We start from the raw sequence: 13,540 nt of genomic DNA on the forward strand, positions 1-13,540 counted from the left end.
CAGATAGCCGCTCAAGCCATGAGCCGCATCGGCTTCTTTTTTTCAGCTCCTTTCTCCTACTTCCCGCCTCCCCCATCCTCTGCTAAGATTGGGAGTATAGCAGGAAATAAAAGCGTTTTCATCCTATCAAACAGGAGTGATGTACATGGCAAAAATCTATGATTCGTATGCCGATATTGTCGCTGACATTCATGACGGTGCCACCCTGCTTGTCGGCGGTTTTGGGCTGGTCGGGATTCCCGAAAACCTGATCATCGCCCTGCGGGACAAGGGCGTTTCCAACCTGACCGTGGTGTCCAACAACTGCGGTGTGGACGACTGGGGACTGGGCCTCATGCTTCGGGAAAAACAAATCAAGAAAATGATCTCCTCTTATGTGGGCGAAAACAAGGAATTTGAACGTCAATTCCTCGCGGGCGAGCTGGAGGTCGAGCTTACCCCGCAAGGCACACTGGCTGAACGCATTCGTGCGGGCGGTGCGGGCATTCCCGCTTTTTATACCCCTGCTGGCGTGGGCACTCCGATTGCCGAAGGGCGCGAGACCCGCGTGTTTGACGGGAAAGAATATCTGCTGGAAACCGGGATCGTGGGAGACTTTGCCCTGATCAAAGCATGGAAAGCCGATAAAATGGGGAACCTCATCTATCGAAAAACCGCGCGCAATTTCAATCCGATGATGGCGACCGCCGGCAAGATCACGATCGTCGAGGTCGAGGAAATCGTGGAAGTTGGCGAATTGGACCCCGATCAGATTCATACACCCAGTGTCTATGTACAGCGCTTGATTCAAGCTCCTTCCTTTGAGAAACGGATTGAACGGCGCACTGTCCGTAACGCATAAAACCTTTACCAGATAAAAAGGAGGATCACAATGACGCTTACTCGTGAACAAGTTGCCATGCGTGCCGCCCAGGAAATTGAGGACGGCTACTATGTGAATTTGGGAATCGGCATGCCGACGCTCGTAGCCAACTACATTCCTCCGGGCAAGACCGTTGTGCTGCAATCGGAAAACGGCTTGCTGGGTATCGGTCCCTATCCGACAGAGGACCAAATCGATCCCGACCTGATTAACGCGGGAAAAGAGACCGTGACGGCCATTCCGGGTGCCGCTTACTTTTCCAGCGCAGAATCCTTCGCCATGATTCGCGGCGGCCATATCGACCTGGCTATTCTCGGCGCGATGGAGGTATCCGCCTCAGGCGATCTCGCCAACTGGATGATCCCCGGGAAAATGGTCAAAGGGATGGGCGGCGCGATGGATTTGGTCCATGGCGCCAAGAAAATCGTGGTGATCATGGAGCATGTCAACAAGCATGGCGAGCCGAAAATCCTGGACCAATGCTCACTCCCGCTGACGGGGAAACAGGTCGTCCACCGCATCATTACCGATCGTGCTGTGCTGGATGTGACCGCTGAAGGGCTTACCCTAGTTGAGGTGGCAGAAGGATATACACCCGAAGAGATCCAAGCTTGCACCCAGCCCAAGCTGCAAGTCTCTCCACAGTTGAAAACCATCACGTTCGCCTAATGTCGCAAATCGGCATTTTGATCTTGCACGGCTTTGCGGGTGAAGTGCGCGAGGTGCTGCCGCTCGCCCGTGCGCTGCAGGAAGAGGGCTACATCATCGAGTGCCCGACGCTGGAAGGACACGGACTGGGGCGTCAGGCGCTGGGAAAAAGCACCCGCCACGATTGGCTGTTCTCCGCTGAGGAAGGCTATAAACGGCTTACGATGCGGGCAGAACGCATCGTCGTCATCGGGTTTTCCATGGGTGGCCTTTTGGCGCTGCATCTCGCCGCCAAGTATCCGGTAGAGTATCTGTTCACGTTAAATACGCCGTACTATTACTGGGATATCCGGCAAGCGGTCCGTAAGCTTACCACTGATTTCCGCACCCATTTTCCGCGTTACATCAGCGGCGCTACCCGGATTCCCATGAGCAGCATGCTGCAATTTCGCCGCCTGCTCCAGGAAACGAAGCAGCTGATGCCGCAGGTCACCTGTCCTTATGCCATTTTGCAGGGCGAACAGGATGATACCGTGCAGGCGATCAGCGCTGAGCATCTGCGTCAGCAGGTTGGAAGCCAGCACATCTCAGTGGACTATTTTCCTCGCTCCGATCATCTGCTGCTGCTTGGACCAGAGGCAGAGGAAGCGATCGGCCTGGTGATTCGAAAAGTGAAAGAGGTTGAGCAAGAGCTAGAATCCTAAGAAAATACCGCCATACCAAGCGAAAAACCCATCCTCACATGGATGGGTTTTTGCTTACGCCACTTTGCGTTTCGCTTAACCTGGAAACACGATCGTCTTGTTGCCATGCACCAGCACGCGATCCTCCAGATGCCACGCGACTGCACGCGCCAGCACGGTCCGCTCCACCTGACGACCGATCTGCTTCAGCGACTCCACATCGTTGCCGTGGGACACGCGCTGCACATCCTGCTCGATGATCGGCCCTGCGTCCAGCTCCTCCGTGACATAGTGGGCTGTCGCGCCAATGAGCTTAACGCCTCTGCGGAACGCTTGCTCATACGGCTTGGCCCCGACAAATGCCGGCAAAAAGGAATGGTGGATATTGATCACGCGGCTCGGGAACATCTCCAAAAATTTGGGGGAGAGAATTTGCATATACCGGGCAAGGACAATCAGATCCACTCCTTGCGAGAGCAGCTCCATTTGCTTCGCCTCTGCCTCAGCCTTTGTCTCTTTGGTGACCGGGATATGGTAGAAAGGGATGCCAAACGATTCGACCGTTTCCCGGGAGTCCGGATGGTTGCTGATGACCATCGCGATATCCGCATGCAGCGCTCCCGATTTCCATTGCCACAGCAGCTCCAGCAGGGCATGGTCCTCCTTTGAGGTAAAGATCGCCATGCGTTTGCGTTTCATCCCTTCCAAGAGCGCCCAGCTCATCTCAAAAGGCTTGCCGACTTTCTCAGCAAACTGCTGCTTGATCTCCTCATACCGTGCCTCCAAACCCGGCAAGTCGAACTCGACACGCATGAAGAACGAGCCTGTTTCCGGATCTGTCGTATATTGATCAGACTGGGAAATGTTCGCCCCCTGCTCAAACAGGAAACGCGACACAGCCGCCACGATCCCTGGTCTGTCCGGGCAATCGATCAGCAAACGCCCGCGGTCTTTATTTTTTTCGCGGTAACGCTGCCACTCCCGATCCGATAATTGATGCATGTGAATCCACTCCTTGTCTTTCCTGTGAAAGTTTTCTCATCAGTATAGCACGAACGATATGGTAAAAAGTTTTTTTCTGAAAGACTGCTCGCCGGCTTCCTCAGCGATTGGCAATGCCATTCAGCAAGATGTCAACCGCGAGCTCGATCTGCTCTTCCTCCGAGCGTTCCCGATATTGCTCCGGATCCACCACATATTTGAAATAGACCATGCCAAACATCATCGAAATGAAGGTGCGGACGATCACATCCGGGGGCAACGGCCGCAGCTCGCCGCTCTCGATGCGTGCGGTAATAAACTGCGTAGCAAGGCCCCGCGCCTCTTTGACCACCGATTGCAGCAGCGCCTCCCGCAGCTCTTCATGGAAAAACGCTTCCTGAATGATGATCTGGAAATGCTTCAGATTGGCATCGATCAGCTCCAGCCGATTTTTCACCAGCTGGGCAATCACCTGCGCTACCGATTTCTTTTCCTGCTCGCTGAAGATCTTCCGCACATCCTGAATGATAAAAGGGGTCGCGAATTTGACCAGCAATGGGGCGACTACCGCGATCAGGATATCTTTTTTCGATTTGTAATGGCGAAAAATCGTGCCTTCCGCGACACCCGCTTCCTTGGCGATCTCTGCCGTCGAGCTGGCATGGAATCCCTTTGTCGCAAACAGCTTCACAGACGCGGCCAGGATTTGCTTTTGCTTTTCCGTCATCTCTGTTTCGTCTTTGATTTCATCCACGAATTTTTGCAAGCTATCTTCAAAGCTGAATTGACTCAAGGCCAAGGTCAACTCCTTCCACGTTCTACTCCATCTTTTTCCGAAAGCGCAGGATCGCGACGGTCAGGATCAGGCTGAAAAACACGACCATGCCCGTGATATCCTGCCAGAGCGCGGTCGCATCGACTCCCTTTAAAAAGATCCCGCGCAGGATTTCCAAAAAATACGTCAACGGGACAAGCCCGCCAATCCATTGTATCACGACAGGCATCGTATCGCGCGGAAACATGAAGCCGGAGAGGAGCACACTCGGCAGGATAAAGGCAAAGGCCAGCTGCATCGCTTGCAGCTGTGTCTTGGCAATGGTCGAAAAAAAGATGCCCAGCGTGAGCGTGGAAATCAAAAACAGGATCGAAAGCGTGAGCAGCAGGAGGAAGCTCCCTTTTAAGGGCACCCCGAACCAAAAGATCCCCAGCGTCAGGACAATCGTGAACGAAATAAAGCCGATAAATACGTACGGCGTGATTTTCCCCAGCATCAATTCAAGCGGGCGAATCGGCGTCACGATCAATTGTTCCATCGTTCCCCGCTCCTTTTCCCGCACCAGCGAAAAGGCGGTCAGGATCATCGTCACGTTTTGCATAATCAATCCGATCAGCCCGGGAATATTGAATACGATGCTCTCCATGTTCGGGTTGAACAGGACGCGGGATTGCAGCTCAATCGGCTGCTCGAGCTTCCCCATCCCCTCCTTTTCCATCCGCGTTTCCTGCATCCGGATGGCTTTGTTTTGCAACGTCAGCATGGCATTGGCAGAAGCGGTCCGGGCGATGTTCGGATCGGAGCCGTTGATGAACAGCTGGACGTCGGCCTGCTCATGGTTATCCAGCCGATGGGCATAGTCGGGAGGGATGATGATCGCCGCATCCACGGTGCCGTTGTCGATCATGGCCTCCAGCTCATGATAGCTTTCGGCATAGACCGCCGCATCAAAATATTCGGTATGCACAAAGCTGCTGATCAACTCACGGCTTTGCTGGCTTTTGCTCTGATCCCACACCGCTGTCCGGATGTGATCCACGTCCGTGTTCACCGCATACCCGAATAAAAACAGCAGCATGATCGGCATGATCAAAGCAATGCCCAGGCTCGGTCTGTCCCGTTTGATCTGGATGATTTCCTTACGCACGATGGACAGATAGCGCGACAGGCTGAACCGTTTCATTGCGCCGCCCCCTTTGTGCCCGGCTGGATTGCTGCCAGACGCTGTTCCTCCTGCTGCACGAGCGTGACGAACACATCCTCCAGATTTTGGACCTCCAGCTGACGGATCAGGTCCTGCGGTGTCCCTTGGGCAAGCAGATTGCCAAAGAAAATGAATCCGATCCAGTCGCAGGTCTGCGCTTCGTCCATATAGTGAGTGGTGACCAATATGGTAATACCCTTTTTGGCGAGATCGTGGATCACATCCCAGAAAATGCGGCGCGACACGGGGTCAACTCCTGCCGTCGGCTCATCCAGGATCAACAGCTCCGGCTCATGCAGCAGCGCACAGGAAAGCGCCAGACGCTGCTTCCAGCCACCGGACAGCGAACCGGCCAGCTGCGTTTCCCGCCCGGTCAAACCGGCCATTGCGATCAGCTCTTCCTTTCGCTTTTTGCGATGCGGCCCATCGATGCCATAAATGCCCGCGTAGAAATCCAGGTTCTCTTCTACGGTCAAATCCTCGTACAGGCTGAATTTTTGCGACATGTAGCCGATCCGCTGCTTGATCTCCTCGCTTTGCGTCATCACATCAAAACCGAGCACGGTTCCTGTTCCCGAGGTAGGAACCAGCAGCCCGCACAGCATCCGGATCGTGGTCGATTTTCCCGAGCCATTTGGACCCAGGAAGCCATAGATCGAGCCCTTCGGAATCTCGATGGAAAGATTGTTGACCGCTACGCGCGGACCAAAGCGTTTCGTCAAATTTTCACACTGGATGGCCATGCTCATGGTGAGTCCACCCCTTCTGGCAGCCGCACATCCGCGGGCATGCCCGGTTTCAGCTTATCCAAACCTGTCTGGATTTCGATCGTGACGGCAAAAACCAGCTTGGTCCGTTCGTCTTTGGTCTGCACATTTTTCGGCGTGAACTCCGCCTGATCCGCGATAGCGGTGATGATCCCCTTGAACGTCTCATCGGGATACGCATCCACTTGGATTCCGACCTCTTGCCCGGTTCGGACTTGCGCCAGATCAGCCTCTGGAATATACACCTTCACTTTCAGTTGATCCTTTTTCATCATCGTAAACAGCACTGCACCGGTTTTGGCCACTTCCCCCTCCGTGACATTTTTCCGTAAAAGGATGCCCGCTTCCGGTGCCTTGACCGTAGTTTTCTCCAGCTGCAGCTTTGCCTGCTCGAGCTTGGCTCTCGCCTGCTTTTCCGCGGCAATCAGCTGCCTGATCGCGTAATCCGTGCTTCCTTCCTGCAAAAGATCCAGCTCAGCCGCAGCGCTTTCCCACTGCGCTTTCGCTGTACCTGTCTGGGCACGCGCCGCCTCCAGATCTTCTTGGGCTGCCGCGTACTGCGAACGAGCCGCCGCTGCTTGGGCCGTCAGCTGGTTGACCTGCGTCTGCGCAACATTCACAGCCTCCTGTTGGCTATCATGATCGCGCTTGGAGATCGCCCCGTTGCGGAAAAGATCAGCCGACTCGCTCAAGCGCTCCAGTTGAAAAGCCAGCGTTTTTTTCGCTCCGGCCAGCTGCGACTCGACCTGATCCAGCTGGTCACGGGCTCGCTGGAGATTGGCCTGCGCCTGCTTGCTCCGCGCTTCCGACAATTGGATATTGGCATTGGCCTGCTGCACGGAAGCGATTCCTTTCTTCACCGTTTGATTCCGTGTCCCTGCCTTGGCCTCCTCCAATTTGGCGGTTGCTTGCGCGAGAACGGCCTCCGCTTCCTCTACCGCGATCTGATAGGAGCGTTTGTCGATTTCGGCGATGACCTGCTGCTGCGATAAAGCAGTCCCCTCCTCCGCTTTTACCGCTTCCACACTGCCCCCTACCTCAGCGACGATAGGCACATCTTCCCCTTCGATCGTACCTGAAATGACGGCTTCGGAGCTTTGCCACGCGCACGCGGCCAGAAGCATGGGAAGCACGAGGATGAATGTGTTGGTCAAAAAACGTTTGCTCATAGAAGGTTCCCCTTTCATCGAAAGTGAGTAATCACTCATTTTTAAGGGTAAAAAAATATCTTCAACGCTTTGTTTTTCAAAAGTGAGTAATCACTCGCTAATCAAGTTCATTATAGAATGCTCCTTCTCTTATTGTAAAGACCCGCAACGGTCCTTTTTTCAATCCGGACTTCGTACGGGTCTTTTTCCTACTTTTCTTTTTCCTGCCACACGACCACTTTATTTTTGCCGGAATGCTTCGCCTCGTAGAGGGCTGCATCTGCACCAGCAAACAGCTCCTCTTTGCTTAGCCCTTGTCGTCGATAGGCGCATAAACCAATACTGACGGTGACGATATTGTCGTTCATGGCTGCGTGGCTTTGCGCGGCGATCATTTTCCTGAATAGCTCCACTTGCTCGAATGCTTCGTCCGGCGTACTGCGCTTGAGTATGAGCACGAATTCTTCTCCCCCATAACGTGCAGGGAAATCGTCAACCCGCTGTAGACTTTGGAGTGTTGTCGCCACCCAATTTAATACCTGATCGCCTATTTGATGGTAATAGGTATCATTCACTTGCTTGAAATTATCAATATCCATCACAGCCAGAAAGAGCTGATCCTTTTCATGCTTCCATTTCCGCAGTTCCTCATCCAAACGTTCTTGAAAGGAACGTTGGTTGTACAGCCCGGTTAAGCCGTCTCGCTTGGCCAGGCCCTCCATTTCCTGATTTTGGAGCAGCAATGACTGCTGTGCCTCCAACGTTTGCGCCAGTTGATCCCACATTTCTTTACCATGGCTTAAAACCGTGTACAAGATGAATCCGCCGATAATCAAGATGGTAGAGACCACGATCATTTCGAATGGATCCTGATATGCGCGTACAGATTCGAAAAAGAAGGAGATCGTGAATAGAAGGACTACGGCTAGCACGACGGAAAAATATAGTTTTCGCTTATTGAAATAGATTGCTGTAACGAGCACCGGCGTCTTAAAACCTGCCAGACTTGATTAACTCCTCCAGCAGCTGTTGGGTTCGCAACCCTTCTTTTCCGTCTACTGCGGGCTGGCTATCTCCGAGAATCGATTGAATAAAATGATCGACCGCATCGATGAAGCCACGGCGTTTGAGAATCGTATCCCAAGATCCAGGTCGATGCACGGTCGTCTGTCCATCCAGCTCTACCTCCATCTGTTCCAGATCAATAACACGGATTACGCGGTTGTGGCACACCCATTCCACACTTTCGCGTCCCGTCCCCGCGGAGCGATGCATGCCGGTTTCCAAATGGAGATTTTTCTCTGACAAATAAGCGTGCTTGGTATGTAGCAGCTCGGTCTTTTCCCCCGTAGCAATATGACCGCCGACGAGTTTGACTTCTCCACCGCCTATCCAGCGCGCGAGGTCAACCAGATGAATGTAATCATCCAGGAGAGTGAGGGCAAAGTGATCGGGGAGAATGCCATTCATGCGATGCTTTTCGATGCGCACCCATGCCGCCGCATCGCCCGCGAGCTCCCGGGCTTTTTGGTAAAACGGAGCGAATCGGCGGTTAAATCCGACCATCAGCTTTCTGCCAGTCTTTTCGCTTAGCTCCACCAAACGCTCTGCTTCCTCTACTGTTGCCGCCAACGGTTTGTCTACGTAGACATCAATGCCTTCCTTCAGCAAGAAGGAAACGACTTCATAGTGAGTCGGCGTTGAGGTATGGACAAAGGCTGCGTCGATCTCACCAGCGAGGGCGGCCAGACTGTCATAGGAAGTGATCCGATTGGCCTGACATATCGCCTCGCGCTTGCTGCGTGTCGGCGAATAAGCGCCGATGAGCGTCCATGCTTTTTCATTCGTCAAAATGGGCAAGTACACTTTCTGGGCAATTCCCCCTAGACCGACGATACCCACCTTTATTTTTCGTTCCATCCTTCTTCCCCTCCCGTTCCTCTGCAGTGCCTCTGATCTGTACCGATAACTTCCGCCCAGTATTTGGCATCCGCATCCCTCTTACACTTTACCATGAATCATGCGGTCGCTGAAACGCCATCTCATAGTCTGCGTCTTATGGGAAAAGGAAAAAAGGAGAAGATACGATGCATGCGCTGAAAATTCTACTGATCACTGTGCTTGCTGCGCTCTTCCTGATGGGCTGCTCACAGGAAGCAGTTGATACAAATCAGGCGTTACCCAAGCAATCGCGCCATGGTGAGCTTCCAAGCCAGTTGAAAAACAAAGAGATCCATGCCGAGATGCACATGGATCTGCCGAGCGGTTCCTCTACGTTTGATCAAGCATTGCTCACGATCAACAATGAAGGTCCCGGAACGTTGATTTTTGGAGTCGCATTTACACTGGAGAAAAAGGAAAATGGAGTCTGGTATGAGGTCCCCTTCAAGGAGAATCTGGCTTTTGTGGAGATCGCTCTTCATCTTGCTCCGGGAGATTCCCATCAAGACACCATTCGCAATGACATGTTTCCATACAGCCTCGCTCAAGGCGAATACAGGATCGTCAAACAGTTGTATTTAGACGGAAAGGAGATGATCCTCGCCGCTCCCTTTACGATTCCGGGTGCGCCTTAGTCCTTTTTCACTTCCTCGATCCTGCTTCCAAAAGCGGCCGCTGCTTGAGAGCATGTTTCGAAATATGTTCTCAAGCAACCCCTCTTTTCGGTTACACCCGAGTACTCCGGGACAACAAAGCGTGCAGCTTATCCGCAATAATCGGCCGGGTTTCATAGTAGCCGTAGCTGTTCCGGTCCCCGGTTTCATAGAGCCGCACCATCCGGGCTGCTTTGAGAAAAAGCAGATGATGGTGAATGGTCCCTTTTGTCGTCCCCAGCATGGAAGCAATGTCTCCGAACGATTTTTTCCCATCCGCCAAATACCGCAGGATGTGGATCCGCCGCTCATCCGCCAACGCTTTGCCCATATTCACGAGCAGCGCTGTCTCCTGTTCCTCCGGCGATTTCCACACATTTAACGGATAGCAGGCGATGGCAAGCTCGCCATATACCTGACTGGTAAAAAACGGACTAAGGTGGATTGTGGGAAAGAGCTTGACCTCCTTGATCCCCAGCCCCGGTTCCATCACCAAGCCGCCTGTGACGGCCTCCAAATAGGCCTCACTGTCTTTCCCCTCTTCATACGCCTCTATCCGCTTCTGAACATCGGCGTTGACCTGCGACTCATAATACCCCATCAAGCTGTGAAAATAATGCTGATGCCATTCCTGCAAATAACCTGCTGCCTTTGCATGGAGCCTGGACAAGTCCTTTGGCAGCGTAAACTTGTCATTCATATATGGCTCGGTTAACAAATAAATGTCGCCTGCGGTCAAAGCCGAAAACCATCCGAGGAATCCTTCGATATGGTTCTGATCGGGATACAGCCAGGCCAGGAGCGTCGCATATTCATACTGGACCGAGCCATGCCCTTCGTCTTCCACCATATGCGGAAATTGCCTTTGCCGGTCATCGTACCAGCCAGAGCCGATATCCAGCTCTTTTTTCATTTTGTCAGCGAGCGGCTTCATAAACAGGCAAAAGCTGAACACCAGCTCATGTACAGGCGAAGCGCTGATTTTTATCGAAAAGGTCAATGTTTTTCCCCCTAAGCGTCACTTCTTCCAGACTGATCCACCGTTACATCTTACCCTTGCTGTTAGTATAAGTCGTTTGAAAGTAGTTGACAACCAAGGCTGATTCATGATTATAATCCATTATCATCGTTTGATAATTGTGAAACAAAAATATTGTACTCATTTCGTGAAACTATTTTAAAATACAAAAGGAGCATCCCGTTATGCGTGATGTGTTTCGTACGTTTGTCCACCTGCATCCGACGATCAAGCTTCTGCTAGTCGGTAATATTCTGTTATTCATCGGCGTTTCCATGACCACGCCTTTTCTGGCGATTTATCTCTCCAAGCAGCTGGGGTTGTCTGCAACCCTGATCGGCACGATCATCGGTTTAGGGTCAATCGCCGGAATTGTCGGAGGATTTATCGGAGGAGTGCTGTCCGATCGTTTTGGCCACAAACCATTGCTCATCCTCTCATTGCTCTTTACAGGCGTGATTTATTGCGGCTATGCCATCGTTGACCAGGTTCTCCCTTTATCTCTGCTCGTCCTTTTGGCGGGATGTAGCAACGCTGTATTTCAAACGGTTTCGCGGACTGTGATCGCTGAGCTTTCGCAAAAGCAGGAGCGCAGCACGGCCTTCTCCTTCTTAAATTTTACCTTGAATGTGGGCTGGGCGATCGGGCCTCTCCTTGCCGTTGCCTTGGATGTTGCGGCTACGACGACGCCATTTCTAATTGCCGCTGTCATTTTTCTCCTATATGGCTTCCTGCTTGCGGTTACGCTCCGTCCTGAACAATCGCTACATTCATTCGTAGATCCCGTACGGATGAGCTTCGGACAAGTATGCACAATGATTATGAGGGATGCCAACCTGCGTCTGTACGTGACCGGCGGGATTTTGCTCATGACGGGTTTGGGACAGTTCACCACCCTACTGTCGCAGCATCTAGCCAAAACGTTTGTGAATGGCACTGCGGTCTTCAGCATTCTCTTGGCGATCAATGCTTTGTTTATCGTCGTCTTCCAGCTCCCCCTGGCATCGTTCACTGCCAAGAAGCATTCCAGCTACTTGATCAAAGCTGGGACGCTCCTCATTGCTGGCGGGCTGGTCGGGTTTGGCGTTTCCCCTACGGCTTTGCTGCTGTATGGCGCGATGGTGATCTTTAGCTTGGCAGAGGCGATTGTTGCACCGCTTCAGAGCACGATCCTCGACGAGATTGCTCCCGCCGCACACAAAGGCGCTTATTTTGGAGCGCAAAACATAACGTTCTTTGGCGCCTTTATCGGCCCCGTCTTTGGCGGATTTCTCCTTGATCGGTATGGTGGAACCGTGATGTACCTCGCTTTGGCTTCGCTGAGCTTGATCAGTATGTATTTTTTCCTGAAATGCCTGGGCAGGCCCTCCGCTCATGGCAAAGCCACACATCCTGTGTAGAATGTGTGGCTTTTTTGGTGGTCAATTTTCCTTCTGCCCCTCGCCTTTTTTCGCCAAATGGCTGTGATGTCTCCCGTAGGTAAAATAGACAATCGCGCCAATCACGATCCAGACGACAAAGCTGATAAATGTATTCGCCGGCAAGCTGATAAGCAGATATCCGCAGAACAATACGGCCAAGATCGGCAATAACGGAACCATCGGCACGCGAAACACGCGTTTCAGCTCAGGCTTTGTTTTCCGCAAATAGATGACCCCGATGGAAACCACGATGAAGGCAAACAGCGTCCCGATGTTTGTCAGTTCGGCCAGCTTCCCTAGTGGAATGAATCCAGCGAAAATGGCGGTCAACGCGGCAACGATCAGCGTGCTTTGGGTCGGATTTTGTTTTTCAGGATGAATGCGGGAAAAAATGGGGGGCAACAGACCATCCCGGCTAATGGCGAAAAAGAGCCGTGTCTGTCCATACAGCATGACCAACAGCACCGTAGTCATCCCGGTAATCGCGCCCAGTGAAATAAAGCCTGCCACCCAATCCTGATTGACATAATTGAGCGCAAAGGCGACCGGATTTTTCACGTTCAGCTCCTGATAAGGCACAATCCCCGTCAGCACCAAGGAGACGGCAATATACAACACCGTACAGATCGCGAGGGAAGCTATGATTCCAACAGGCATGTTTTTTTGCGGGTCCCTCACTTCTTCCGCCGCAGTCGATACCGCGTCAAAGCCGATAAAGGCGAAAAACACCATCGCCGCACCTGTCGCCACCCCGCCAAACCCAAATGGCATGAAGGGCGTCCAGTTCGCTGGTTTCACATAGCTCACACCGACGATCAGGAAAAGCAGGACAACCGCCACTTTGATAATCACCATGACATTGTTGACGCGGGTAGATTCCTTTACGCCTTGCATCAGCAAGAAGGCGATCAAAAAAATGATGACAACGGCAGGCAAGTCGATGACTGATCCCTTTTCCGCATTGAATGCAGCGCTTATCCCCACTGGCAGCGTAATCCCCAGACCGGCAAGCAGCCCCTGAAAATAACCCGACCAGCCACTGGCGACTGCCGATACGGCGAGTCCATACTCCAGTATCAGATCCCAGCCCAGCATCCACGCGAGAAACTCGCCGAATGTCGCGTAGCTGTAGGTATAGGCACTCCCGGATACCGGCACCATCGATGCGAATTCCGCATAGCACAGCGCCGCGAAGACACAGGCCAGGCCCGCGAGAACAAAAGAGAGAATCAAAGCCGGACCCGCATGCGTGGCCGCTACCACACCAGTCAACACAAACACGCCTGTGCCGATGATGGCTCCAATCCCCAGCATGGTCAGATCAAATCCACCCAGCGCCTTTCGCAATCCGTTTTCCTTTTCTTTGGTCTGTCCGATCATTTGCTCGATTGATTTTTTACGAAATAGATCCATATAGAAAGACCTCCAATGATCGCGTC

At 52.6% G+C, this 13,540-nt stretch carries 14 protein-coding genes; 5 read left to right on the forward strand and 9 right to left on the reverse strand.

Annotated features, from left to right (window positions below):
* The first annotated feature begins 145 nt into the window (after positions 1 to 145).
* Genes EIZ37_RS08970 through EIZ37_RS08980 form a run of 3 tightly spaced genes read left to right on the forward strand, consistent with a single transcriptional unit; the run spans position 146 to position 2,214 of the window.
* Positions 146 to 841 carry a CoA transferase subunit A gene (locus EIZ37_RS08970; RefSeq protein ID WP_134684253.1) on the forward strand — a complete coding sequence of 232 codons (696 nt, stop codon included), beginning with the start codon at positions 146 to 148 and terminating at the stop codon, positions 839 to 841.
* A 30-nt stretch (positions 842 to 871) separates the two neighbouring features.
* Positions 872 to 1,531: a CoA transferase subunit B gene (locus EIZ37_RS08975; protein WP_134684254.1), complete on the forward strand. Its 660-nt coding sequence runs from the start codon at positions 872 to 874 to the stop codon at positions 1,529 to 1,531.
* Positions 1,474 to 2,214, forward strand: coding sequence for an alpha/beta hydrolase (locus EIZ37_RS08980; RefSeq protein ID WP_235827929.1), 741 nt, complete (start codon positions 1,474 to 1,476; stop codon positions 2,212 to 2,214). The genes EIZ37_RS08975 and EIZ37_RS08980 overlap by 58 nt, the downstream gene beginning before the upstream one ends.
* 75 nt (positions 2,215 to 2,289) lie before the next feature.
* Here the strand turns inward: EIZ37_RS08980 and purU are convergent, their stop codons facing one another.
* The 7 genes from purU to EIZ37_RS09015 all read right to left on the reverse strand — a co-directional run bounded on the left by purU (position 2,290) and on the right by EIZ37_RS09015 (position 8,988).
* The gene (gene purU / locus EIZ37_RS08985; RefSeq protein WP_134684255.1) at positions 2,290 to 3,195 is read right to left on the reverse strand and encodes a formyltetrahydrofolate deformylase; all 906 of its coding nucleotides are present in this window, start codon (positions 3,193 to 3,195) and stop codon (positions 2,290 to 2,292) included.
* A 100-nt stretch (positions 3,196 to 3,295) separates the two neighbouring features.
* Positions 3,296 to 3,967 (reverse strand): TetR/AcrR family transcriptional regulator, encoded by a 672-nt coding sequence (locus EIZ37_RS08990; protein ID WP_235827930.1) that lies wholly within the window; start codon positions 3,965 to 3,967, stop codon positions 3,296 to 3,298.
* Between the two features lie 25 nt (positions 3,968 to 3,992).
* Positions 3,993 to 5,132, reverse strand: a complete 1,140-nt coding sequence (locus EIZ37_RS08995; RefSeq protein ID WP_134684256.1) for an ABC transporter permease — start codon at positions 5,130 to 5,132, stop codon at positions 3,993 to 3,995.
* Positions 5,129 to 5,902: an ABC transporter ATP-binding protein gene (locus tag EIZ37_RS09000; protein ID WP_134684257.1), complete on the reverse strand. Its 774-nt coding sequence runs from the start codon at positions 5,900 to 5,902 to the stop codon at positions 5,129 to 5,131. Before EIZ37_RS09000 ends, EIZ37_RS08995 begins: the two co-directional genes overlap by 4 nt.
* Positions 5,899 to 7,089, reverse strand: a complete 1,191-nt coding sequence (locus EIZ37_RS09005; protein ID WP_134684258.1) for an HlyD family secretion protein — start codon at positions 7,087 to 7,089, stop codon at positions 5,899 to 5,901. The genes EIZ37_RS09000 and EIZ37_RS09005 overlap by 4 nt, the downstream gene beginning before the upstream one ends.
* Positions 7,090 to 7,277: 188 nt before the next feature.
* A complete protein-coding gene (locus tag EIZ37_RS09010) occupies positions 7,278 to 7,925 on the reverse strand; it encodes a GGDEF domain-containing protein (protein WP_134684259.1) in 648 nt (215 codons plus the stop codon).
* A gap of 133 nt (positions 7,926 to 8,058) precedes the next feature.
* Positions 8,059 to 8,988, reverse strand: a complete 930-nt coding sequence (locus EIZ37_RS09015; protein WP_134684260.1) for a Gfo/Idh/MocA family protein — start codon at positions 8,986 to 8,988, stop codon at positions 8,059 to 8,061.
* 167 nt (positions 8,989 to 9,155) lie between these two features.
* Between EIZ37_RS09015 and EIZ37_RS09020 the strand changes: the two genes are divergently transcribed.
* Entirely contained in the window at positions 9,156 to 9,644 is a 489-nt protein-coding gene (locus EIZ37_RS09020; protein WP_134684261.1) for an immunoglobulin-like domain-containing protein, read from the forward strand.
* Positions 9,645 to 9,735: 91 nt separating this feature from the next.
* On the opposite strand, the gene EIZ37_RS09025 is transcribed toward EIZ37_RS09020, so the two are convergent.
* Positions 9,736 to 10,662: a winged helix-turn-helix domain-containing protein gene (locus EIZ37_RS09025; protein ID WP_134684262.1), complete on the reverse strand. Its 927-nt coding sequence runs from the start codon at positions 10,660 to 10,662 to the stop codon at positions 9,736 to 9,738.
* 203 nt (positions 10,663 to 10,865) lie between these two features.
* Between EIZ37_RS09025 and EIZ37_RS09030 the strand changes: the two genes are divergently transcribed.
* Positions 10,866 to 12,080 (forward strand): MDR family MFS transporter, encoded by a 1,215-nt coding sequence (locus tag EIZ37_RS09030; RefSeq protein WP_134684263.1) that lies wholly within the window; start codon positions 10,866 to 10,868, stop codon positions 12,078 to 12,080.
* 21 nt (positions 12,081 to 12,101) lie between these two features.
* Here EIZ37_RS09030 and EIZ37_RS09035 read toward each other — a convergent pair whose 3' ends face one another.
* Complete coding sequence (locus EIZ37_RS09035; RefSeq protein ID WP_134684264.1) at positions 12,102 to 13,514, reverse strand: amino acid permease; 1,413 nt, start codon at positions 13,512 to 13,514, stop codon at positions 12,102 to 12,104.
* Positions 13,515 to 13,540: the final 26 nt, after the last annotated feature.

It is taken from the genome of Brevibacillus migulae (assembly GCF_004521915.1).
GTDB classification, from domain to species: Bacteria; Bacillota; Bacilli; order Brevibacillales; family Brevibacillaceae; genus Brevibacillus_F; species Brevibacillus_F migulae.

What these genes read in the sequence shown, in the direction of transcription:
- EIZ37_RS09020 (WP_134684261.1), top strand. Translation starts at nt 9,156, where the DNA reads ATGCATGCGCTGAAAATTCTACTGATCACTGTGCTTGCTGCGCTCTTC.
- EIZ37_RS09015 (WP_134684260.1), bottom strand. Translation starts at nt 8,988, where the DNA reads ATGGAACGAAAAATAAAGGTGGGTATCGTCGGTCTAGGGGGAATTGCC.
- EIZ37_RS09030 (WP_134684263.1), top strand. Translation starts at nt 10,866, where the DNA reads ATGCGTGATGTGTTTCGTACGTTTGTCCACCTGCATCCGACGATCAAG.
- purU (WP_134684255.1), bottom strand. Translation starts at nt 3,195, where the DNA reads ATGCATCAATTATCGGATCGGGAGTGGCAGCGTTACCGCGAAAAAAAT.
- EIZ37_RS08975 (WP_134684254.1), top strand. Translation starts at nt 872, where the DNA reads ATGACGCTTACTCGTGAACAAGTTGCCATGCGTGCCGCCCAGGAAATT.
- EIZ37_RS08970 (WP_134684253.1), top strand. Translation starts at nt 146, where the DNA reads ATGGCAAAAATCTATGATTCGTATGCCGATATTGTCGCTGACATTCAT.
- EIZ37_RS08995 (WP_134684256.1), bottom strand. Translation starts at nt 5,132, where the DNA reads ATGAAACGGTTCAGCCTGTCGCGCTATCTGTCCATCGTGCGTAAGGAA.
- EIZ37_RS09000 (WP_134684257.1), bottom strand. Translation starts at nt 5,902, where the DNA reads ATGAGCATGGCCATCCAGTGTGAAAATTTGACGAAACGCTTTGGTCCG.
- EIZ37_RS09005 (WP_134684258.1), bottom strand. Translation starts at nt 7,089, where the DNA reads ATGAGCAAACGTTTTTTGACCAACACATTCATCCTCGTGCTTCCCATG.
- EIZ37_RS09035 (WP_134684264.1), bottom strand. Translation starts at nt 13,514, where the DNA reads ATGGATCTATTTCGTAAAAAATCAATCGAGCAAATGATCGGACAGACC.
- EIZ37_RS09010 (WP_134684259.1), bottom strand. Translation starts at nt 7,925, where the DNA reads ATGATCGTGGTCTCTACCATCTTGATTATCGGCGGATTCATCTTGTAC.